This window comes from Pseudoalteromonas sp. SWXJZ10B, assembly GCF_015864475.1.
GTDB classification, from domain to species: domain Bacteria; phylum Pseudomonadota; class Gammaproteobacteria; order Enterobacterales; family Alteromonadaceae; genus Pseudoalteromonas; species Pseudoalteromonas arctica.
In genome coordinates this window covers 122,107-142,649 of sequence record NZ_JADYXD010000006.1, presented here as the reverse complement: position 1 = coordinate 142,649, position 20,543 = coordinate 122,107, and the positions used below count along the sequence as shown (strand labels likewise).

19 protein-coding genes are annotated in these 20,543 nt (G+C 39.9%); 11 read left to right on the top strand and 8 right to left on the bottom strand.

All coding sequences use genetic code 11. From position 1 onward, the window contains the following. Positions 1-143: 143 nt before the first annotated feature. Both I6F54_RS07855 and I6F54_RS07850 read left to right on the top strand, forming a co-directional pair. Complete coding sequence (locus tag I6F54_RS07855; RefSeq protein WP_165728667.1) at positions 144-773, top strand: response regulator transcription factor; 630 nt, start codon at positions 144-146, stop codon at positions 771-773. Beyond that, complete coding sequence (locus I6F54_RS07850) at positions 760-2,349, top strand: MASE1 domain-containing protein (RefSeq protein WP_197140624.1); 1,590 nt, start codon at positions 760-762, stop codon at positions 2,347-2,349. The genes I6F54_RS07855 and I6F54_RS07850 overlap by 14 nt, the downstream gene beginning before the upstream one ends. 5 nt (positions 2,350-2,354) lie before the next feature. Here the strand turns inward: I6F54_RS07850 and I6F54_RS07845 are convergent, their stop codons facing one another. Then, a complete protein-coding gene (locus tag I6F54_RS07845; protein ID WP_165728669.1) occupies positions 2,355-2,897 on the bottom strand; it encodes a hypothetical protein in 543 nt (180 codons plus the stop codon). Positions 2,898-3,150: 253 nt separating this feature from the next. Between I6F54_RS07845 and gloA the strand changes: the two genes are divergently transcribed. Further along, on the top strand, positions 3,151-3,678 hold the full coding sequence (gene gloA / locus I6F54_RS07840; protein WP_165728670.1) for a lactoylglutathione lyase: 528 nt from the start codon (positions 3,151-3,153) through the stop codon (positions 3,676-3,678). A gap of 70 nt (positions 3,679-3,748) precedes the next feature. Here gloA and I6F54_RS07835 read toward each other — a convergent pair whose 3' ends face one another. The 7 genes from I6F54_RS07835 to bioB all read right to left on the bottom strand — a co-directional run bounded on the left by I6F54_RS07835 (position 3,749) and on the right by bioB (position 11,076). Further along, positions 3,749-4,264 carry a hypothetical protein gene (locus tag I6F54_RS07835; RefSeq protein ID WP_197140622.1) on the bottom strand — a complete coding sequence of 172 codons (516 nt, stop codon included), beginning with the start codon at positions 4,262-4,264 and terminating at the stop codon, positions 3,749-3,751. Between the two features lie 246 nt (positions 4,265-4,510). Further along, on the bottom strand, positions 4,511-5,374 hold the full coding sequence (gene htpX, locus I6F54_RS07830) for a protease HtpX (RefSeq protein WP_197140620.1): 864 nt from the start codon (positions 5,372-5,374) through the stop codon (positions 4,511-4,513). Positions 5,375-5,586: 212 nt separating this feature from the next. Then, positions 5,587-7,170: an FAD-dependent oxidoreductase gene (locus I6F54_RS07825; protein WP_197140618.1), complete on the bottom strand. Its 1,584-nt coding sequence runs from the start codon at positions 7,168-7,170 to the stop codon at positions 5,587-5,589. Between the two features lie 129 nt (positions 7,171-7,299). Next, positions 7,300-7,983 (bottom strand): dethiobiotin synthase, encoded by a 684-nt coding sequence (gene bioD, locus I6F54_RS07820; RefSeq protein WP_197140616.1) that lies wholly within the window; start codon positions 7,981-7,983, stop codon positions 7,300-7,302. A gap of 28 nt (positions 7,984-8,011) precedes the next feature. After that, positions 8,012-8,875 (bottom strand): methyltransferase domain-containing protein, encoded by an 864-nt coding sequence (locus I6F54_RS07815; protein WP_197140614.1) that lies wholly within the window; start codon positions 8,873-8,875, stop codon positions 8,012-8,014. Further along, on the bottom strand, positions 8,872-10,023 hold the full coding sequence (locus I6F54_RS07810) for an aminotransferase class I/II-fold pyridoxal phosphate-dependent enzyme (RefSeq protein ID WP_197140612.1): 1,152 nt from the start codon (positions 10,021-10,023) through the stop codon (positions 8,872-8,874). Before I6F54_RS07810 ends, I6F54_RS07815 begins: the two co-directional genes overlap by 4 nt. A 12-nt stretch (positions 10,024-10,035) precedes the next feature. Beyond that, positions 10,036-11,076: a biotin synthase BioB gene (gene bioB / locus I6F54_RS07805; protein WP_197119338.1), complete on the bottom strand. Its 1,041-nt coding sequence runs from the start codon at positions 11,074-11,076 to the stop codon at positions 10,036-10,038. A gap of 94 nt (positions 11,077-11,170) precedes the next feature. Between bioB and bioA the strand changes: the two genes are divergently transcribed. The 8 genes from bioA (at position 11,171) to I6F54_RS07765 (ending at position 20,363) form a co-directional block, all read left to right on the top strand. Next, positions 11,171-12,478, top strand: a complete 1,308-nt coding sequence (bioA, locus tag I6F54_RS07800) for an adenosylmethionine--8-amino-7-oxononanoate transaminase (protein WP_197140609.1) — start codon at positions 11,171-11,173, stop codon at positions 12,476-12,478. Positions 12,479-12,902: 424 nt separating this feature from the next. Further along, entirely contained in the window at positions 12,903-13,715 is an 813-nt protein-coding gene (locus I6F54_RS07795) for a hypothetical protein (RefSeq protein ID WP_007586790.1), read from the top strand. After that, positions 13,716-14,756: an extracellular solute-binding protein gene (locus I6F54_RS07790; RefSeq protein WP_197140607.1), complete on the top strand. Its 1,041-nt coding sequence runs from the start codon at positions 13,716-13,718 to the stop codon at positions 14,754-14,756. It abuts the gene before it with no gap. Beyond that, on the top strand, positions 14,756-16,255 hold the full coding sequence (locus I6F54_RS07785; RefSeq protein ID WP_197140599.1) for an ABC transporter permease: 1,500 nt from the start codon (positions 14,756-14,758) through the stop codon (positions 16,253-16,255). The genes I6F54_RS07790 and I6F54_RS07785 overlap by 1 nt, the downstream gene beginning before the upstream one ends. 14 nt (positions 16,256-16,269) lie before the next feature. Next, positions 16,270-17,286 carry an ABC transporter ATP-binding protein gene (locus I6F54_RS07780; protein ID WP_197119336.1) on the top strand — a complete coding sequence of 339 codons (1,017 nt, stop codon included), beginning with the start codon at positions 16,270-16,272 and terminating at the stop codon, positions 17,284-17,286. 441 nt (positions 17,287-17,727) lie between these two features. Continuing rightward, positions 17,728-18,918: a sensor histidine kinase gene (locus I6F54_RS20455; protein WP_010552739.1), complete on the top strand. Its 1,191-nt coding sequence runs from the start codon at positions 17,728-17,730 to the stop codon at positions 18,916-18,918. Beyond that, complete coding sequence (locus tag I6F54_RS07770) at positions 18,893-19,258, top strand: response regulator (protein ID WP_010552738.1); 366 nt, start codon at positions 18,893-18,895, stop codon at positions 19,256-19,258. Before I6F54_RS20455 ends, I6F54_RS07770 begins: the two co-directional genes overlap by 26 nt. 40 nt (positions 19,259-19,298) lie before the next feature. Beyond that, positions 19,299-20,363: an HD domain-containing phosphohydrolase gene (locus I6F54_RS07765; protein ID WP_165728680.1), complete on the top strand. Its 1,065-nt coding sequence runs from the start codon at positions 19,299-19,301 to the stop codon at positions 20,361-20,363. Positions 20,364-20,543 lie beyond the last annotated feature (180 nt).

Genomic DNA, 20,543 nt, shown 5'->3' with positions numbered 1-20,543 from the left:
CCTCCGTTTAAATATATAAATACTGAGCGTTATTGCTCCTTTAATTTTTACAGTGTACATTTTTGCTAGGTAATTAAATTTAATAAATTTTTTGGCTGATGGTTATGTATTTCAATGTATAATAAATTTAAAGGGAGAAATACATGCACATTGGAATAATTGAAGATCATCAATTAGTACGCGACAGTTTTAAAAAACTACTAGAGCTACAAGCAGACTGGGAAGTAATAATAGAAGCCTGCAACGTTAGCCAAGCAAAACTGGCTGTTGAGCTTGAACAACCCGATATATTTATTGTTGATATATCACTTAATGAATCAGAAACCGGCCTTACATTTTTAACCTACCTTAACGAAAATTTCCCTGAAATTAAAACTATTGTTGCCTCTATGCACGATTACGAACCTTATGTAAGTAATGCGTTACGACTAGGTGCGCTTGGTTATGTGTCTAAGCGTTCTGCGTCGGAGGAGTTAATTGATGCCGTTAAATCAGTTGCATTAGGTAAACGCTACATAAGTGAAGACGTAAATTTTGCTTTAAATACACCAAACTTAGCATTAACTATTTTAACTAACCGCGAGCTTGAAGCTTTACCGCTGTTAGCAAAGGGTTTTAATGCAAAGCAAATAGCGCAAAAATTAGAAATAATGCCTAAAACAGCGCATGTACATAAAGCCAATATTTACAGCAAGCTTAATGTTACAACTTCGTTTGAGCTGTTAAAAATAGCTATTGATGCGGGAGTAATAAAGCTAGATGAACTTACCTAGTGCACTGCCCGCCTTTAACTTTACTATTACGGCGACAGTTAAAGAAATTACAAAGCAGTTTGTAGTTGGCGTAATTTATTTTATTGCCTGTATTGCTGCTTTTTGGGTGGGAGCTAATTTAGAAACAGTGCCCGAAAGTAGCGCTATATTTATTCCGGCAGGGATAAAAATTGCCTTTTATGTACTTTCGCCAACTCGGTATTGGGTTACTTTGTGGATATCGTCTCGTGCTTTGGCTGCTCACTTAGGGTATACAATGACAGGCGCTTGGGAGTTTAATTTACTGCATGGTTTTTGGCAGGAGCTTTGCTTTTTTGCCCTTGTGTATGCGTTTAAACATAGCCGCTGGCCGCCGAGCATTAATAATAGTTTAGGTATACTTTCGTTGATTTTATTGTGTGTTACGAGCACCTCAATAAAGTGGTTTTTGTTTTCCAGTGCGTTTGAATTTACAAACATATTGGTTGCTAAAGAGATATTACAGTATCAGTTAAATATGTGCCTTGGCGATATAACTGGCTCGTTATTAATTGCGCCGTTTATTATGCTACTTCATTCTTTAAACCTTCCGTTAAATCGCCCTGCATTACTTAAAATAACTAATTTAACGGTTACGTTGGCTACCCTTTTACTTGTTATGATGCTTGTATACCTGATACGCCCTGATACCTACCCATTGCTTCGCCTTGCATCGTTATTACCTATTATTTGGTTTTCGTATCGCTTTGGCGTATTAGGCGCGGTAACTAGCGCTACACTTATAAATGCATTAATAATAGTTGAAGCAAGTATTACCCATGAGCCTAGCAATACCTATATTAGCCAGTTGTTTATTTTAGCTAATGCGATTACCAGTATGGTGTTAGGCGCGGCTATTACAGAGCTTAAACGTAAAAATACTGAATTAAAAAAGATTAACCGCGCGCTTAAAAAGCAGCTTGAGCAAAACACGCTTCTTGGGGCTAAAATGGTGAGCGTGCAAGAAAACGAGCGAAAGCATCTGTCACAAGAGTTACACGACGAACTTGGGCAAAACTTAACGGCTTTGAAAACCGATTTGGCTATTTTGTCGCACCTTAGTGATGAAAAAACGCAATCGTTTGTGGCCACGTTAAAAAGCAATGCAAACTCTATGTACGATTCTGTTTATCAATTAATGCATTACCTTCGCCCTCGTGAACTGGACGAATTAGGGCTACAAAATGCGATGACCCAAGGGCGATTAAAAAGCTTACTTACCAAAGCAAATATTAGCTACGAGGTTAATTTTAATGTAGATAATGCGCTGACAAAAGAGCATGAAATTGCCATTTACCGAATTTGCCAAGAAGCCGTGACCAATTGTATTAAGCACAGTAATGCTGGCAATCTTATTATAAATATTAAAACGGATAGTCAGTTTATAAAATTAGAAATTAGTGATAACGGAAGCAAAGTAAAACCGACCGAAAATTCAGGTCACTATGGTTTAGCATTTATGGAAGAGCGCGCTATTGCGCTAGGGGGTAGCTTTAAGGTTACTGATCAAGGCGGCTTTACCATTAAAGTAAAACTGCCTATAAGTGTTGGGCGTTAAACGCTTTAACAAATTGATACTTGCTTAGTGTAAAACTTTTGCCTTGGTTGATCATCAAATGCGTCATCGGGGTTTACCTGTATTTCAACTTGGTTGCCCACCAGCTGTAGCAATAACCCGGTCGCTATTTGGCAATTGCCTAAGGTTGATTTTACAACCACCTTTTTGCCTATAGCGTCTTGCAGCCTTGGCTTTGGTAAATTAGGGTTAGTAACAGGTCTTAACCCTTCTGCTTTTACAAATAAATTTATGCAATAAAGTTTAGCTGCGGCAACTCTTTGTTCGTTCATTTTAGCTATATCAACATTATTCAAAAAATGAATAATGGCTTGGTTAGCGCGGCTAAAGTCACTAGTAACATCGTCTAGCTCTCGCCCTGCTGCCCACTTTCGGGTAACTAAATACTTGCCAGCTTCCATTCTTGCTAAGGTAATTGACGCTCCAGTCATTTTACTAAACCATTCAATACAATAACTTGCTGTATTAATGTTGTGAAGTAATACGCTCATACTACCAAATTCTTTTGTACTTTCATCTAATAAAGTCATATTTGTATCTCAACGTCCTAGTTGTAAGGAGTTTATTAGTAATTATGAAAGTAAAAAATCATCCATATTCCTAATCAATCTAGGAAAATGGCTTAGTAAATAACATGTGCCATTTATAAAACACCATTTACGAGCTTAAACCCATTATTAATGGTTTAAATGTTAAGCAGTGGTTTAAATTTATCGCACGGTTGATTATGATAAATTAAGTACTATATCTGTGTTTTCGCTTTATTATTTTGAAAGGATCGCCATGTCTAGCTATAACGAATCTCCAGAGCAAATTGAACAGGCCACACAAGGCTATGTAATGCAGCAAACAATGTTGCGTATTAAAGATCCAAAGCCGTCTTTAGAATTTTATCAAAATGTATTAGGTATGAAGCTGTTAGGTAAGTATGACTTTCCTGGTATGAAGTTTACGCTTTACTTTTTAGGCTACGAACAAGAGCTGCCAGAAGGCGATGATAAAGCAAAAGCTGAATGGGTGTTTCGCCGCCCTGCGTTAATTGAGTTAACCCATAACTGGGGCACTGAAAACGACGACAGCTTTGAGGGCTATCACAGTGGCAATCAAGAACCTAAAGGCTTTGGCCATATTGGTATTAGCGTACCCGACGTTTACGAAGCAAGTGAGCGCTTTGCAAAATACGATGTAGAGTTTGTTAAAAAGCCAGATGATGGCTCAATGAAAGGTCTTGCGTTTATTAAAGACCCTGACGGCTACTGGATTGAAATACTCTCTGCTGAGGGAATTACCGAAATTATACTTTCTCAGTAACTACTGATTTGTTTATATTAAAAACCAGCTTTTTTGCTGGTTTTTTTGTTTTACTCGTAAAAATTTATCTCTATTTATAAGCCCAAGCATCGGTTATAAACACTTGGCACTTGCTGTAACTAGTAGCAGACTTTTGGGCTATCCCTCTTACTCTAAAATTAGTTAAGCCATTCGCTATTATTAGGTCTTCGTCAGTTATTGATAGCGTATCGACTAGTGCGTTTTGCTCTGATAAAAAGTCGACTTTAAACTTTATATTTTTAAACGAAAAGTCTGATTCATTTTTTATTTGCCCTATACACGCAACATACAAACCATCGGTTTCATTTTTAGTGCTTATTTGGCTTACATTAGCAGTTAGGTTTTTTTGTGCTTGTTCTTCAAGCCCTGCTACATAAATATTTTGATAAAAAACAAACCCAAAAATACCAACGATACTTAAGGCTAATGCACCAATAATTATGGGATTATTTTCTAAGTTAGAGTACTTAGCTTGAAGAGAGGTGCATTGCGGGCATTTTTTAGCGCGAGAATCAATTGAGCTAAAACACATAATGCATTCTTTAGTTTGCTGAATATCTACCATTACAATAAGCATCCTTGTTAAGTATTAAAACCACCAGCAGTGCTGACTTTTAAGGAGTTTAAGTGTACGCATGCAAAGAATATCCGTAAACACAAATAGCTTAAATAAGTAACGATTTTAGCACCCATTAAAAATAACTGTATATAAACACAGTACTCGTGTTTTTAGTATTTTAACGTAAACACAAAAAAGCCAGCGGTTAAGCTGGCTTAGTATATTTACTAATTTATATAGTTACTTACATAGCTACTTACGAAGTGCGTCTATTCGCGCATCAAGCGGTGGGTGAGATGAAAACAGCTCAGCCATACCTTTACCACTTGCAATACCAAAGGCCATCATTGAACCTTCTAATTGCGACGGGTGGTTTTGCTTTAATCGCTCAAGCGCTGAGCGCATTTTGTCTGCACCTACCAATTTAGCTGCGCCACTGTCGGCTGCAAACTCACGTTTACGGCTGTAGCTTGCAACCACTATGCTGGCAAGTACGCCAAATAATACTTGGAATAACATATCGAATAAGAAATAAGTCCAGCTACTGCCGCCCTCTTCTTCATCGCTATTTATAAAGTTATCTACTATGCCTGCCAGTACTTTTGCAGCAAATATTACAAAGGTGTTTACCACGCCTTGTATTAGCGTAAGCGTTACCATGTCGCCGTTAGCAATGTGCGACACTTCGTGGGCAAGTACAGCTTCGGCCTGATCTTGGGTCATGTTGTGCATTAAGCCTGTGCTTACTGCCACTAATGAGTTGTTTTTACTCGGGCCGGTTGCAAACGCGTTCATTTCTGGGCTGTCGTAAATAGCCACTTCTGGCATTTTAATACCTGCTTTTTGTGCTTGCGCAGATACCGTTTGTACAAGCCAATGTTCGGTTTCGTTTCGAGGCTGCGTAATTACATGCGCGCCTGTTGATTTTTTAGCGATCCATTTAGACATAAATAACGAAATAAACGATCCACCAAAACCAAATACGGTGGCTATAAGTAAAATTCCGCCTAGGCTACGATGGCTTAAGCCCAGCGCGCTCATGATTATTGAAAGCACTACACCTAATACCAACATAACCGCTAGGTTAGTTAATAAAAACAAAAATACACGTTTCATATTGTCCTCACAAAAATAGGTTTGATCACCGAACATAAAATTAAATTAGGTTAAAGCAATCACTGCTCTATGACACACTATGTCATAACGTTAGCGCTATTTAGTGACAAACTATGTCATAACACAAGTGTTATTTATGTGTTTATTGATAATTTTTTTAGGAAGAGTTTTACAGCAATTTTAAAACTGAAGTTTCTTTATAAATCAGCTTATTACAAGCTGTGATTTAGCTCTGCCATATCAATTGGAAAACCACGCTCGTGTGCCAATATGCGTGCAACTTCGTCAATTTTTTCGCCGCTATTATGTTTAAGGTACGACCATTGGTGGGTACTGCGGTGATGATTTACAGCAGGATCGCTGCTTATTATTCCCAATTTTATAAACTCACCCACTATTTGATCTGCCGCTATTAACGTTGACGATGCTTTAACATTTTCGGCCCGCGCATAATTAATATGCGAATATAAACTTACATCGGCTACGCGCAAAGTGTCGTCATCCCCTGGGATTTGTTGCCCGCCAAACAAGGCATTATTTTGTTTATTAGCAGTTTTAAACGCAGGTACAAACTCGGCTACATAATCAATTGCTGTTTGGGTACGTGTTTGCAATGCTGCTTCATCCCAGCCATCTTTAATATAATGCAGGTATTTATTGGGAAGTTTAGGTTGTGCGCTCATTGGCGTTGCATCAGCTAACCCATCATTAAACAATGTAATGTTGTTAGTCATTCCATGTATTTGAAAATATCCGTTAGGGTAAGGCGTCAGCTGCGCCATACCTTCTGGCGTACCACGGTTACCATAAATAATTATTTCGGGTATTTGCCCACCAGCACCTTGCCAATGAGTAATGTAAGAGGCTTTAAATTCGACCATGCGTTTTACATCTACCCCAACCAGGTCGTCAATAATACCGGTTTGAAAACCACACGCATTAATAAGGTAATCTACCTCAATCGTTTGTGTATCGACTTGTGTATCGGTTTGAGTATCAGGTTGTTCATCAAGGCTTGGCTCTGATTGGTATTCAATGCGCCACTTAAGTGTTTGCTTATCATTATTGGTATTTATAACTGGCGATACACTTTTAACACTGGTGCTTGTTAAAACGTGAGCGTGTTTGTACTGTGCAAGGGCGAGTTGTGCACTGGCCGATAAACGAAATATATTCCAACCATATTCTTGTGCAACAATAAGCGGAAACTTTAGCTTATCTAAATCTAAATGCTTAGCAACGGGTATCATCCACTCATCTAACGACGTGGGCTTGGCTACTTGTTTTTGCTTAGCAAGCTTTAGCATTTGCTCATAACTATATAACTGATAATAATGTTCTGGCTCGCCTAATACTTTGTTAGCGCTGTCTTGCTCTACAAGCTCGCTGTAGGCTTTTACTAATTTATTTAAACGCGGAAATAAATCCTCGGGTGAGTCGTCATCGCGTTTAGGTACGGCAAATACGGTAGGACGAACATCGATGGTGTGAGGATAAAGGCGCGCAATGTCTATACATTGCTTGAGTAAATCTATGCAGTCTTCATCGGGTATTTCACGGTATAAGTTGCCACCTGCATGCAAATGGCACATTGGAGGGCCATCAATTAACGACTTTTTCTTTTCAAGTACATAAGTTTCTAACCCTAACGCAGCAAGTCTAATGGCTATTGTGGCGCCAGCTGTGCCCCCACCTATTATGCCTACGCGTTTTTTAGGTAAGCCATAGTTTAGTGCTTTTGGCTCGGCGCTTACGTGCGCATCTGGGGCGTAGCTTTCAATAAATGGGTGCGTCATATAGTCGTTATGTCCTTAGTAACTTAGTAACATTGTCTTTAAGCAAGCTATGTATTTATAAATGTTTATATGTGTACTAAGGCTGACTATTTCAAGATTTACCTAAAAAAGTAAATCTTTTTAAACCACTTAAGTGTTTATAGATAATGCACTAAGCAAGCTTTTGTATATTTGTAACTTAGGAGTTTGCTCGCTGTATGGGCTTATAGCAAGTATTGGGAACGGTAAACGTGCTTTAAGTGAATCAAGGTTTGCTTGATACTCGTCCATGTTTTTATCGACTTGGTTTGCAATCCAGCCAACGCAGTTTATACCCATACTTTGCATATGCGCAGCGGTTAGTAACGCATGATTTAAGCAACCTAATTTCATACCAACAACGAGTATTACCGGCAGTTGCTCTGCTTTAACCCAGTCGTATAAATACTCCGTATTGTTAATAGGTAACGCCCAGCCACCAGCACCTTCGGTAAGTATGTAATTAGCGCCCTGCTGTTTTACATCATTATAAGCATCACTTAGTTTATCAATAGTAATACTAACCCCAACTTTCTCCGCTGCTATGTGCGGCGCAATAGGGGGTGCAAACGCAAACGGATTTACTACGTCGTATTTAGCGCTGACTGTTGCACTTTCCATTAGTATAAGGGCATCGGCGTTTACTAGCTGCTCAAACGCCATTTCGCAGCCAGCAGCAAGGGGTTTAAAGCCAATAGCTTGTTTTTTATGTTGGGCAAGTAACTTTAATAGCAAACTGGTAACGTGGGTTTTTCCGGCATCGGTGTCGGTGCCTGTTATAAAAAATTCTTTCATGCGTTGCCTTTAATGTCTTTGGGCTTATTTAGTGTTTTTCTAATGATAACAGCACCACATGATAAGACACACATGCTTTGTTATTTATAAGCGGATACGAACTGCATACTTTTTGTAGCGCCGATTTAGTAAGTAACCCTTGACGTGTATTGGTATGATTTTGCGTAGTTGCACCTATAGCTTTAATTGAGGCAATAGCTTTTAAAGGTGTTGTGTATTCATCGGTGTAAATACGTTTTTGAGCGCTGTTAATAGTAAACCCTGCTTTTTGGACTGATTGGTTTATATGCAACTCACTATTAAAGGTATTTATGTGGCTGTTAGAATCAAGCGCTGCAAAGGCTGTTTTTATTTCGTTAAGTGAGCCCTCTACCACAGCGCTTATGTACGCCTGCCCGCCTGGTTTTAATATGCTGTAAAGTGATTGCATTAAAGCCGAAAAATTAGCAGACCACTGCACTGCAAAATTACTGTAAATTACATCAACACTGTTTGCTTGTAGCGGTAAGTTATCCATATCGGCGCATATTTTTGGTGCGGTTAAATCACTACTTTGCAGCATATTTAAGCTCAAATCCATTGCCACAACGCTTTCAAATACGCTTTGTAAGGTATGTGTATTAACAAGTGGGCCTGCGCCTAAATCAACACAAAGCTTATTTTTATTAATGCCTGGTTTTATGAGTGAAAATAGATCGCTCGCAGCATGTTTTTGTACATTTGCATGGGTGTTATAACTCGCCGCCGCCTTTGAAAATTTACTTTGTGTGGACTTTTTAAGCTCCTTATTTAGCTCCTTGTTTAACTCTATATCCAATTCGCTACTTACTAGGCACGGTTTTACAAGTTGTGTTTGCACTAGGTCTGTTTTTAATACTGGCTGAGCAGTCATGCTATTGCACCTACTAAATGCTTAACTAAGTGCGTTATGTCTTGCTCAGTATGTGCGGCGGTTAAAGTAACGCGTAAACGTGAGGTATTATGTGCAACCGTGGGCGGCCTAATTGCAGTGAGCCAAATACCCTGTTGTTTAAGTTTATCTGCCGCTTGCAACGTTTGCTCAGCACAACCTAATACAATGGGCTGTATGGCTGTGTTTGACTCCATTACAGCAATATTATGGGTTTTAGCGAGTTGCTTAAATAACGCAATATTGGCATTTAGCTTATCGCGTTTATCATCAGCTGTTTTTATGCTTTTAATACGCGCAAGTGTGTGACTTGCCATAAGCGGCGACATAGCAGTTGAATACGTGTAATCGCGATTAAATTGCAGCATGTAATCAATAAACTGTTTACTGCCTAATACACACGCACCACTACTAGCCACTGTTTTACCAAAGGTAATGACTAATATATCTGGAAGCGTTTGAGTAATAAATGCTTCGCAACTGCCCAAACCTGTTTTACCTAATGCGCCAAAGCCGTGTGCGTCGTCAATCATTAGCCATGCGTTGTGCTGTTTTGCAAGTGCGAGTAATTCTTTAAGAGGCGCGGTATCGCCATCCATCGAAAACACGCCTTCGCTTATAATTAGCTTGTTTTGCGCTTTTGATTTTTCGAGCCGTGAGCGTAAATGGTTCATGTCGTTGTGATTAAAACGGACTAAAGCCGCGTTACAATGCAGAGCACCGTCAATCAGGCTTGCATGATTTAACTTATCTTGAAAAATAGCGCTGTTTTGTGCAGCGGCTTTATCTAGAAACAACGCCTTAATTACGCTGCTATTAGCGCTAAACCCTGAGTTAAATAGCATCCCTGCGCCATAACCAAATTGCTCGCATAAATATTGTTCAAGCCCTTTTTGCTGCGCCTGATAACCTGTAACCAATGCGGAGCTGTGGCTGCCTAATGCTTGGGAGTTATTAAGGTTAACAGCCACATCTCCAAAGCCTAAGTAATCGTTACTGGCAAAATTAAGATAGGTTTTATTATTAACCGTTATAGTACGCGCTGTTGCATGTTGCACTACGTGGCGTTTACGAAGTAACGCATCTTGCAGGCGAGCCTGCAGATGCGTGTTTATAAAATCAAAAGGCATAGATATAAAAGCCTACGCTTCGTAAAACAATTCAGAGGTTGCTTTGTCGGCTACTTGCGATGAAAGCGAAGCTTCTACTGCTTCGTCTGAATAGTCGTGACGCTTTTCTGGGTTCATGCCTAATTTTTTAATTAGGTTCATATCGGCATCAGCGTCTGGGTTTTCGGTGGTAAGAAGTTTGTCGCCATAAAATATTGAGTTAGCGCCTGCAAAAAAGCACATTGACTGCATTTGCTCGTTCATGGCGTTACGCCCTGCCGATAAACGCACATAACTGTGTGGCATCATAATGCGCGCTGTTGCAATGGTACGTACAAATTCAAAGTGATCTAAATCGTCTGCGTTTTCAAGCGGTGTGCCTTTAACTTTAACGAGCATATTAATAGGCACGCTTTCTGGCTGTTGTGGTAAATTAGCTAGTTGCATAAGTAGTCCAAAGCGGTCGCTTGCTTGCTCGCCCATGCCGACTATTCCGCCTGAGCATACTTTCATACCGGCATCGCGTACGTGGTCAATGGTATTTAATCTATCTTGAAAAGTACGGGTTGATATAATTTGCTCGTAATACTCAGGTGACGTGTCAAGGTTGTGATTATAGTAATCAAGCCCAGCGTCGCGAAGCTCATGAGCTTTTTCGTTTGTGAGTTTACCCAGCGTCATACAGGTTTCTAACCCTAGCTCTTTTACTTCTTTAACCATTTGCGAAATGTATGGCATGTCTCTGTCTTTTGGATCTGACCATGCAGCGCCCATACAAAAACGGGTAGCGCCTTTTTGTTTTGCAAGGCGTGCTTGCTCTACTACTTTTTCTACTTCTATTAAGCGCTCACGTTCTAAATCGGTTCGGTAATGGCCCGACTGCGGGCAGTACTTACAATCTTCTGGGCAAGCGCCTGTTTTAATTGATAACAACGTAGAAATTTGCACTTCATTTGGGTTGAAGTTAGCACGGTGAACCGATGCGGCTTTAAAAAGTAAATCGTTAAATGGCATTTCAAATAATGCTTTAACTTCAGCGTGGGTCCAATTGTGACGAACAGGTGCAAGTTCCATAATACTCTCTTATTTTTTTCTCAGTGGTGATATTGGCTTAGTCTACGAGTTGAAGTAACATTGTCAACGAAGCCCACCAAGTTAAAGTTTACATATGATTAAAAAGAATACGATTGACCTTGATTTTGATCGTGATCACATTTGGCATCCATATACGTCTATGACTAAGCCAATTCCGGTATACCCTGTTACACATGCAAACCACAACATTATTCACCTCGAAACTGGCGAGCAATTAATCGATGGCATGGCCTCGTGGTGGAGCGCAATACATGGCTATAACCACCCTGTTATAAATAACGCCATGATTGAGCAAATTAATAATATGAGCCACATTATGTTTGGCGGTATTACACATAACAGCGCGGTAGAGCTTTGCAAAAAAATAGTAAATATAACGCCGCCGAGTTTAACTAAAGTGTTTTTAGCCGACAGCGGATCGGTAAGTGTTGAAGTAGCAATAAAAATGGCGCTGCAGTATTGGTTAAGCCAAGGCATTACAACAAAACAAAAATTAATGACGCCTTACAAGGGCTACCATGGCGACACCTTTGCAGCCATGAGCGTATGCGACCCCGTTAACTCAATGCACAGTTTATATTCAGGCTTTTTACCTGAACACGTTTTTGTACCTGCACCGGTTAGTCAATTTGGGGGCGAGTTTAACCAAGCTGAAGCTCAAGAGCTTGAAGAATATTTTAAAGCAAACCACAGCCAAGTTGCTGCATTTATAATTGAGCCAATAGTACAAAACGCGGGTGGTATGAACTTTTATCACCCTGATTATTTAGCCTGCGTACGTAAGTTATGTACGCAATATAATGTACTACTAATTTGCGACGAAATAGCCACAGGCTTTGGCCGTACAGGTAAATTATTTGCTGTAGAGCACGCCAATATAGAGCCCGATATAATGTGTATTGGTAAAGCATTAACTGGCGGCTCAATGACGCTATCGGCAACTATCACTAGCAATAAAATAGCCATTGGCATCAGTGAAGGTGAAGCAGGTGTTTTAATGCACGGCCCTACTTTTATGGGTAACCCGCTTGCCTGTGCTGCGGCCTGCGCAAGTATTGATTTATTACTTGAGCAAAACTGGCAACAACGAATAAAGCAAATAAACACCCAGCTACAACAACTTAATAAATGCAGTGAATTAGATGCGGTTGCCAATGTGCGTACCTTAGGTGCAATAGGCGTTGTTGAACTAAACGAGGCTGCTGGCAATGTTGATGTTGATGTTGCTAAAATTCAGGCTTATTTTGTAGAGCAAGGCGTATGGATACGTCCATTCGGTAAACTAATTTACCTTATGCCACCGTATATAAGTGATGACACCAGTATAAAAACACTGTGTGATGCCATTTATAATGCCATTAAAGGCAAGCATTACGCTTAATAGCTAGGGCGTGTTGATCTTTGGTAGGTGAATTTGCAGCAGTATGTTTGGTTTTTAGGCAAGGCAGAGCCTATGTAGTGTGGTTATTCCCCATAAATTGGCGATAACGCAGCATAAATGACAAACATGCGCTGCCCTTTGGGTTCTTTCTAGGGACGATAAACTCCTTGTTACTCGGTTTTTACTTAGCCCACTAGGTTACAAACCTCGCGCCGCGATCTAATCGTCCCTGGGTTGAACAAATTTCAATCCGCAAAGGTCAACACGCCCTAATAGTAATACAGGTTATAGCGCTATTTGCTGTAACCTACCGCTACATTTAGTGTTTTTATCTATTAAGCGAGTTTGTAGTTATTGATCTCGTTAACTATTAGCTATATGATAATGTCTATCATTTACAATTACCTTTTTGGACTTCTTTGCTATGAAATTACTATTTAAACCAGCCAAAACTTTAGGTGCAAGCCTTTTACTAGCCTCGGCGTTTATGGCTCAACCAGTATTAGCTAACGGCCCTATTGGCGAGCATGTTAATCATCTTCAAGCTAACCTTAAAAGTTACGCAGAAGAAGTAGAATGGATGGTAGGCAAAGTTGATACCATGGTAAGCGACTACGACACTAAAGGCGCAAAAGCTGTAAAAACTGATGATTTAATTGAATACTGGGAGTCAGTTAAGTTTCACAGCGCAATAGAAACTAACTTCGTACCGGTATACGCTTCTATTTGGCAGGGTCTTTATGGCGTAAAAATGGCCATTGATAATAAACAGCCTGCTGAGGAAGTTCGTAAACAACAAAAAGCGATGAACATAGCCTTGTGGCAAGGCCTTGGGGCTGTTAAGCTTGCTGCAAAATTCCAGCAAAAAGGCTTGTTAGACACTGTAAAAGCAACCGCTACAAAAGAAATGACACAAAGTGCCACAATTGATGAAATTAAGCACAAATTAGACCGTGTAGTAGCTAAATTTGCTGAGCGTTTACAAGACGAAGCAACTGAAATTGTTCACGATACTTATCTACACCTGTTTGAAGGCGTTGAAGGTACACTTATTGAGCAAGACGCTAACCTAGTTGAAGTGCTGGAAAAAGACTTTAACGTAACACTGCCACTAGCAATTAAAAACAGCAAAAGCGTCGATGAAGTACGCGATGTGATCAGTGATATGCAAACAAAATTAGACCGCGCTAAGGTTTTAATAGAAAAAGCCGAAAAAGCCCGTAAGGATGTATTTTAAGTGAAGCGTAGGACCTTTATTCAAGGCCTAGCTGCGTTAGGGGTGGTTGGCTCATTGCCACTGCCTCTTTCTCGTGCGCTAGCCGCTGATATAGCAACCCCAGTTTCTGTTGATGATTTACCAAAGCTTAAAGGCGAGTTAACTCTTTATTTAGGCCGAGGCGAAGGTGGTTTGTATGAAAACGTATTGCAAGCAATCCAGAAAAAAAATCCAGACTTTAAACTCGGTATACGCCGAGGTCCTACTGCTGCTTTAGCAAATACGATTGTTGCAGAAGCTAAAGCCGGCGTTCGCCGCGCTGATTTATTTTGGGCGGTTGATTCAGGCGCGATTGGTTTAGTAACCGATGCAGGCCTTGCACAACCTATCCCAAGTGATTTATCTGCTCAGTTACAACCACAATTTAGATATAAAGAGTGGGCTCCAGTAACTGGCCGTATTCGTACATTGCCATATAACACGTCGCGTTTGACCAAAGATCAAATTCCAACAAGTATTATGGAAATTGCCGACAGCGATTTAAGTATTGGCTGGGCACCCGCCTACGCTTCTTTTCAATCATTTGTAACCGCAATGCGAATTTTAGAAGGCGACGACAAAACCGCTAAGTGGCTTAAAAAGATTAAAAAACGTGCTAAAACATACGCTGGCGAATTAGGTGTTGTTATGGGCGTTGAGCGCGGTGAAGTTGATATTGGTTTTGCTAATCACTATTACACATTGCGTTTAAAATCAGGCAAGCCTGATGCCAAGCTTGATTTAGCATTTACACAAAATGATGCGGGCTGTTTAGTTAATGCATCGGGTGTATTAGCCCTTAACGACGATCCGCTTGCTACTAACTTTATGCGTTACTTACTTAGTAAAGAAGTACAAGGTTACTTAGCCAGTGAAGCGTACGAAATTCCGTTAGTAAATGGTATTACCCAACCTGAGGGTCTACCATCACTTGCTAATATTTCTCCACCTAAAGTAGATTTAACACAGCTTGCTGATTTACGCCCTACTATAGATTTGATGCGTAGCAGCGGCGTATTGTAATGAGAATACCTGCCTCTTATCCAATGGCGCTGCTTGCAGCGCTTGTTGCGCTTACCCCTGTTTATGTATTAATAGTGCTTGCAAGCGATGCAAGCTCAGTATTTGACACCCACAATCTGCAAATTTTAGGCAACACGTTATCGTTAATGGGTTTGACGGTACTCGGATCTATTTTAATTGGTGTGCCACTGGCGTTTATTAGCGCGTATGTGCATTTGCCATTTAAAAAACTCTGGCTAGTTGTATTTGCGGCGCCGCTGGCAATCCCCAGTTATATTGGCGCGTTTACACTTTATGCTGCTTTTGGCCCCGGTGGCGAAATAAACACCTTAACAGGAATAGAAACACCATCAATGTATGGCCTAACAGGCGCTGCAATTGTGATGACGCTTTATACTTTCCCGTTTGTAATGATGACAACTCGCTCATCCCTACTAAGCCTTGATGCAAGCATGGTTAATGCTGCACGAACGCTGGGTATGTCGATGACGCAAAGTATATTTAAAGTTATATTACCGCGCGTAGTTAACGGTATTGCAGCAGGCTCTTTGTTAGTCGCCCTTTATACATTATCAGACTTTGGCACGCCCGCAATGATGCGCTTAGATACGTTTACCCGCGTAATTTACGTTGAATACAACGCTTTTGCGTTAGGGCGCGCAGCCATGCTTTCGCTTCAACTGATGGTTATTGTTGGCTTTTTACTTTTAGTTGAATCACAAATAAAAACAGCCCCTGAGCGCCAAGGTCGCCCGTTAATTTTATTCCCAAGCAAACTACAGTTAAGTGCAATATTTATTACGTTTGCACCTGTTTTACTGCTCGCTATTGGCTTGCCTTTGGCTATATTTTCGCTTTGGTTAGCTCGTGATGGTTTTAGCTCATTTGATTTTAATATTGCGTGGAACTCTACGTATGCATCGGGTATTGCGGCAATTGTAGCCGTTATCGTTGCGATCCCCGTTGCACATGCCGCACTGAGTGGAAAAGCAGGTAAGGTGATGGAACGCGTTACTTATTTTGGATTTGGTATACCGGGTATAGTTATGGGCACAGCCCTTGTTTATGGTGGATTACAGCTGCCATTCTTATATCAAACACTGGGATTGCTTATTATTGCTTATATGCTGCGATTTTTACCACTTGCTGTGGGCTCTGTTAGAACAAGCACCGAACACTTAGACCCAAGCTTAGTAAAGTCTGCGCGCGTATTAGGGGCAAGCCCACGTGAAGTATTTACTCGTATAACACTGCCTTTAACAATGCGCGGTATTATTGCCGGTGCAGCACTGGTGTTTTTAGAGTCAATGCGCGAACTCGAAGCCACGCTATTACTTGGCCCAACAGGGTTTGAAACCCTCTCTACATATTTATGGCGTGTATACGAAGCGGGCTATTTTGGTCGCGCTGCTATTCCTGGATTATTGTTAGTAGTGATATCTGCCTGCGGGTTAGCTATTATGATGTCTGGCGAAAAACGCAACCAGTTTGAACATTAAGGATTTAAGAAACAATGCTATCTGTAAGTCAGTTGTCTATAGATTATGGCAGTAACCGCGTAGTAAGCGATTTAAACTTATCGCTGGGTGAAAACGAAATCCTTATGCTTGTAGGGCCAACAGGTTGTGGTAAAAGTACAATTTTACAAGCCCTTGCTGGCCTTATACCTATTAGCGAAGGCGAAATAAACACGGGTAAATGGCGCGCTACACCCAAATTAACACTACCTCCTGAAAAACGCAGTGTAGGTATGGTGTTTCAAGATTTTGCGTTATTTCCGCACTTAACCGTACAGCAAAACATTTGCTTTAGATTAAAAGATACAGCCCCTGCTGAGTATTGGATAAACCTACTTGGACTGAGCGATTTTAGAGATAAAAAACCAGCAACGCTTTCTGGCGGACAAAAGCAACGTGTTGCACTTGCGCGCACCCTTGCCCACCAACCTGATTTTGTATTGCTTGATGAGCCGCTTTCAAACTTAGATGCCGCCCTTAAAGACATGCTTCGTTGGGACATTAGAAACGCACTTAAAGCCGCTGGCGTACCGGCGATTTGGGTAACACACGACCAAGAAGAAGCACTCTCAGTTGGCGATCGTGTTGGTATACTTAAAGGCGGCAAAATTCAGCAAATCGATACACCCGAGCGCTGCTTTAGTACCCCAAATAATCGCTTTGTGGCACGCTTTTTAGGTGAAGCCAGCTTTATTAGCGGCCAATTTAGCCAAGGACAAGCCACTACCTCAATTGGTAATGCTCCCGCTCATGGCGTTGACTGTGAAAGTGGCGACGTTGATGTACTACTTCGACCAGATGATGTGTTACTTGTACAAAGCAGTGTTGGCAATAACGGCGAAGTAATTTGGGTACGTTTTGAAGGTGGCAGCCGCTTGTGCGCTGTAAAACTTGCGTGCTCTACGGTTGTAACTAGCCGAGTAAGCCATGAAGTTGTGGTAAACCCTGGCGACGAAGTGCATGTATCACTAAGTACCTCGCACCCATTAGCGGTTTATAAATCTATAGACTGATTAAAATATTGATGTAGGCATTAATTTAAACATTAATACCTACATCAATACTTACTATTTAGACCCAAAATTCAGTTTAAATACGTTCCCCGTTAAAACCCTATCTCGCTTAAAACTAATACTTTTTACCTTTAAAAAACTCACTATAGTCAATAAACAATAATAATATGCAGGTTAAATTATGAACCTCTTGCTATTAATCAGCTGTTGCTGTTTACTGAACAAAGATTAATGTTAAACAGTTCCTCTCAGATATCACTTATCAGGTTACGTCTTTTATATTAGTTAGAACCACACACAAACATTAAAACACATTATTAAGCATTGCTTTTAGCGAACGTATTATAAAAATAAAGCTATATTCAAGCATTGCTGAACCTTAATTATCCTTTAAACGTTTATAAAGTTGTTCAGCCCTTAATGGTACAAAGGATCTAGATAGTGAATAAAATAAGTACCAAGAAAGAACTCTTAGAATACTCCGAAAGTATTGTAAACACGGTTCGAGAACCACTGATTGTTTTAGACCAACATTTAAGAGTAGTTACAGCAAGCCGCTCATTTTATGAGTTTTTTCGCGCTAATCATAAAGACACAGTCGGGAAACTAATATACAACCTTGGTAATAATCAATGGAACATTCCCAAGCTTCGTGAATTATTAGAAACCATATTGCCTCAAAAAACGAGCTTTGATGATTATAAAGTTGAGCACAATTTTAAAACAATTGGTTGGCGTACAATGCTGCTCAACGCAAGGCAAATTAAACGTACTCAGTCAAAAGATCGTATTATTTTATTGTCTATCGAGGACATTACTGAACGTAACGCGATTCAAGAAGGACTCGTAAAAGCGAATAAAGAGCTAGAAGTGCTAACGAGTGACTTGGAAAGTGCTGCTCGAGTTAAATCAGAGTTTTTAGCAAATATGTCGCATGAACTGAGAACCCCACTTAATTCTATAAATGGTTTTTCTGAGGTGCTCTACGATGAAACATTTGGCACTTTAAATGACAAACAAAAACAGTATGTTAAAAATGTATTGGTGAGCGGCAAACATTTACTGTTACTTATTAATGAAATACTGGATATGGCAAAGATTGAAGCAGGCAAAATGAGTCTCACCATCTCTCATTTGCCGATACGCCAAGTATTGCACGAAATTACAGGGCTTACAGCAGATACAGCTAACCAGAAAAAATTGAATATGTGTCTTGATATTGCTGATGACTTGCCACCAATTGAAGCTGACTCCCTTAAGGTTAAACAGATACTTTATAATTTGCTTTCAAATGCAGTGAAGTTTACACCCGATGAGGGTCAAATTGGCGTTAAAACACGACATACTGATACAGAAATAGAAATAATAATTTGGGATACGGGTATAGGTATTGCTGCTGAAAATATGGAAAAAATATTTGAAGGTTTTTTCCGTATAGAAACCCCCTATTCTAGATTAACAGAAGGTACAGGACTTGGGCTGCCAATCGCAAAAAGTCTAGTAAAGTTGCATGGAGGCGAGTTTGTTATTGAATCTGAAGGTGTTAATAAAGGCACATCGGTTCGTATAACTTTGCCAATTAAACAAAAGTCTGTGGTAAAGCATAATGAAAACCAAAATAGTTATAGTTGATGATAATGCGAATAACCTATTGCTAGAGGAAGATCTTTTACTCATGGCAAATTTTGAAGTATTCACTGCTATGAATGCAAGAGATGCGCTTTTAACAATAAAGCGTGAAACTCCAAAAATTATTATATTAGATGTCCAACTCCCAGATATGTCTGGAACAGAAGTTGCAAAAATTTTGCGTGATGAAAAAGAAACGGCAGATATTCCTATTGTTTTTGTTACCGCTTCTGTTTTACCCGCAGATATAGACCAATTACTGTGTATACCTAACAGTGCGTATATTTCTAAACCTATAGATACACGCACGTTTGCTCAACAAATAAGTTTATATATAAAGTAATGACTACAATTATTTAAACCTTGATACACAGGAACAGTTAATGAAAGATAGCCCTTTAATTTTGGTTGTAGATGACAACCTTCAAAATATTGAACTCATGCAAGCTTATCTTGAACCCAAGGGATATAAAACAGTAACAGCGACTGGCGGGCAACAAGCATTAGATATCTTAGCACAACAACCTGTAGACCTTATTTTACTTGATATAATGATGCCCGGTATGAACGGTTTTGAAGTAACACGCCGTGTTAGAGAAGACGCCCTATTAAAGCTATTACCTATCGTCCTTATTACTGCTTTAAGAGAGACAAAAGAGCGAGTTAAAGGGATTGATGCTGGTTGCGATGATTTTATTACAAAGCCTGTAGATAAAAACGAGCTATTATCGCGCGTTAAGTCCCTTCTTAAGATTAAAGACTATAACGATTTAAGAACAAATTATCAGAAACAATTAGAAGCTGAAGTTGCTCAAAGAACTGAATCATTAAAGCAAGCAATGCTAAGCATTAAAGCCGCATCACTAGAAACAATTAATAGACTAACCAAAGCTGCTGAATACAAAGATGAAGAAACGGGTGCGCACATTCAACGCATGAGTTTGTATTCTGAGGCCGTTGCACGCAGTGTAGGGTTAGATGAGGGAACAGTTGAAAATATTTTATTTTCAGCGTCGATGCACGATCTCGGAAAGATTTCTACACCTGACCATATTTTGCTAAAAGCAGGACAATTAGATGCTGCAGAATGGGAAATAATGAAACAGCACACCGTTGTAGGCGCTAGCATACTTTCGGGTTCTGATTCTGAGGTTATTAAACTCGGTGAAATTATTGCACGCTCACATCATGAAAAGTGGGACGGCTCTGGTTATCCTGATGGCTTAAAAGGTAGTGAAATTCCAATTGCAGCACGCGTAGTTGCTATTGCTGATGTATTTGATGCTCTCTCGTCAAAGCGTCCTTATAAAAAATCATTCTCACAAGAAAAAACATTTGCCATTATTAAAGAAGGTAGTGGGAAGCACTTTGACCCCGCAGTAGTGGATGCTTTTTTTGCAGTTCAAGAAGAAATTTTAGCAATTAAACAAAAGTATGCTGAAAAGTAACACGTCCATAATTAATTAGAGAAAACCCAATGAACGGACCAAACCCCAATAATCCTTCACCAATGGAAGGTTTTCCTCAAGTAGGTTTTTATATTTGACGATAAAACAATAAATACGCTGCTAGATATATCTTGGTGAGATTGGAGCAATGATAAAATCACTGCTCATTTAAATACTATA

What these genes read in the sequence shown, in the direction of transcription:
- I6F54_RS07765 (WP_165728680.1), top strand. Translation starts at nt 19,299, where the DNA reads ATGAAAGATAGCCCTTTAATTTTGGTTGTAGATGACAACCTTCAAAAT.
- I6F54_RS07810 (WP_197140612.1), bottom strand. Translation starts at nt 10,023, where the DNA reads ATGCCTTTTGATTTTATAAACACGCATCTGCAGGCTCGCCTGCAAGAT.
- bioB (WP_197119338.1), bottom strand. Translation starts at nt 11,076, where the DNA reads ATGGAACTTGCACCTGTTCGTCACAATTGGACCCACGCTGAAGTTAAA.
- I6F54_RS07845 (WP_165728669.1), bottom strand. Translation starts at nt 2,897, where the DNA reads ATGACTTTATTAGATGAAAGTACAAAAGAATTTGGTAGTATGAGCGTA.
- htpX (WP_197140620.1), bottom strand. Translation starts at nt 5,374, where the DNA reads ATGAAACGTGTATTTTTGTTTTTATTAACTAACCTAGCGGTTATGTTG.
- bioA (WP_197140609.1), top strand. Translation starts at nt 11,171, where the DNA reads ATGATTAAAAAGAATACGATTGACCTTGATTTTGATCGTGATCACATT.
- I6F54_RS07815 (WP_197140614.1), bottom strand. Translation starts at nt 8,875, where the DNA reads ATGACTGCTCAGCCAGTATTAAAAACAGACCTAGTGCAAACACAACTT.
- I6F54_RS07825 (WP_197140618.1), bottom strand. Translation starts at nt 7,170, where the DNA reads ATGACGCACCCATTTATTGAAAGCTACGCCCCAGATGCGCACGTAAGC.
- gloA (WP_165728670.1), top strand. Translation starts at nt 3,151, where the DNA reads ATGTCTAGCTATAACGAATCTCCAGAGCAAATTGAACAGGCCACACAA.
- I6F54_RS07795 (WP_007586790.1), top strand. Translation starts at nt 12,903, where the DNA reads ATGAAATTACTATTTAAACCAGCCAAAACTTTAGGTGCAAGCCTTTTA.
- I6F54_RS07785 (WP_197140599.1), top strand. Translation starts at nt 14,756, where the DNA reads ATGAGAATACCTGCCTCTTATCCAATGGCGCTGCTTGCAGCGCTTGTT.
- I6F54_RS07780 (WP_197119336.1), top strand. Translation starts at nt 16,270, where the DNA reads ATGCTATCTGTAAGTCAGTTGTCTATAGATTATGGCAGTAACCGCGTA.
- I6F54_RS07855 (WP_165728667.1), top strand. Translation starts at nt 144, where the DNA reads ATGCACATTGGAATAATTGAAGATCATCAATTAGTACGCGACAGTTTT.
- I6F54_RS07835 (WP_197140622.1), bottom strand. Translation starts at nt 4,264, where the DNA reads ATGGTAGATATTCAGCAAACTAAAGAATGCATTATGTGTTTTAGCTCA.
- I6F54_RS07770 (WP_010552738.1), top strand. Translation starts at nt 18,893, where the DNA reads ATGAAAACCAAAATAGTTATAGTTGATGATAATGCGAATAACCTATTG.
- bioD (WP_197140616.1), bottom strand. Translation starts at nt 7,983, where the DNA reads ATGAAAGAATTTTTTATAACAGGCACCGACACCGATGCCGGAAAAACC.
- I6F54_RS07850 (WP_197140624.1), top strand. Translation starts at nt 760, where the DNA reads ATGAACTTACCTAGTGCACTGCCCGCCTTTAACTTTACTATTACGGCG.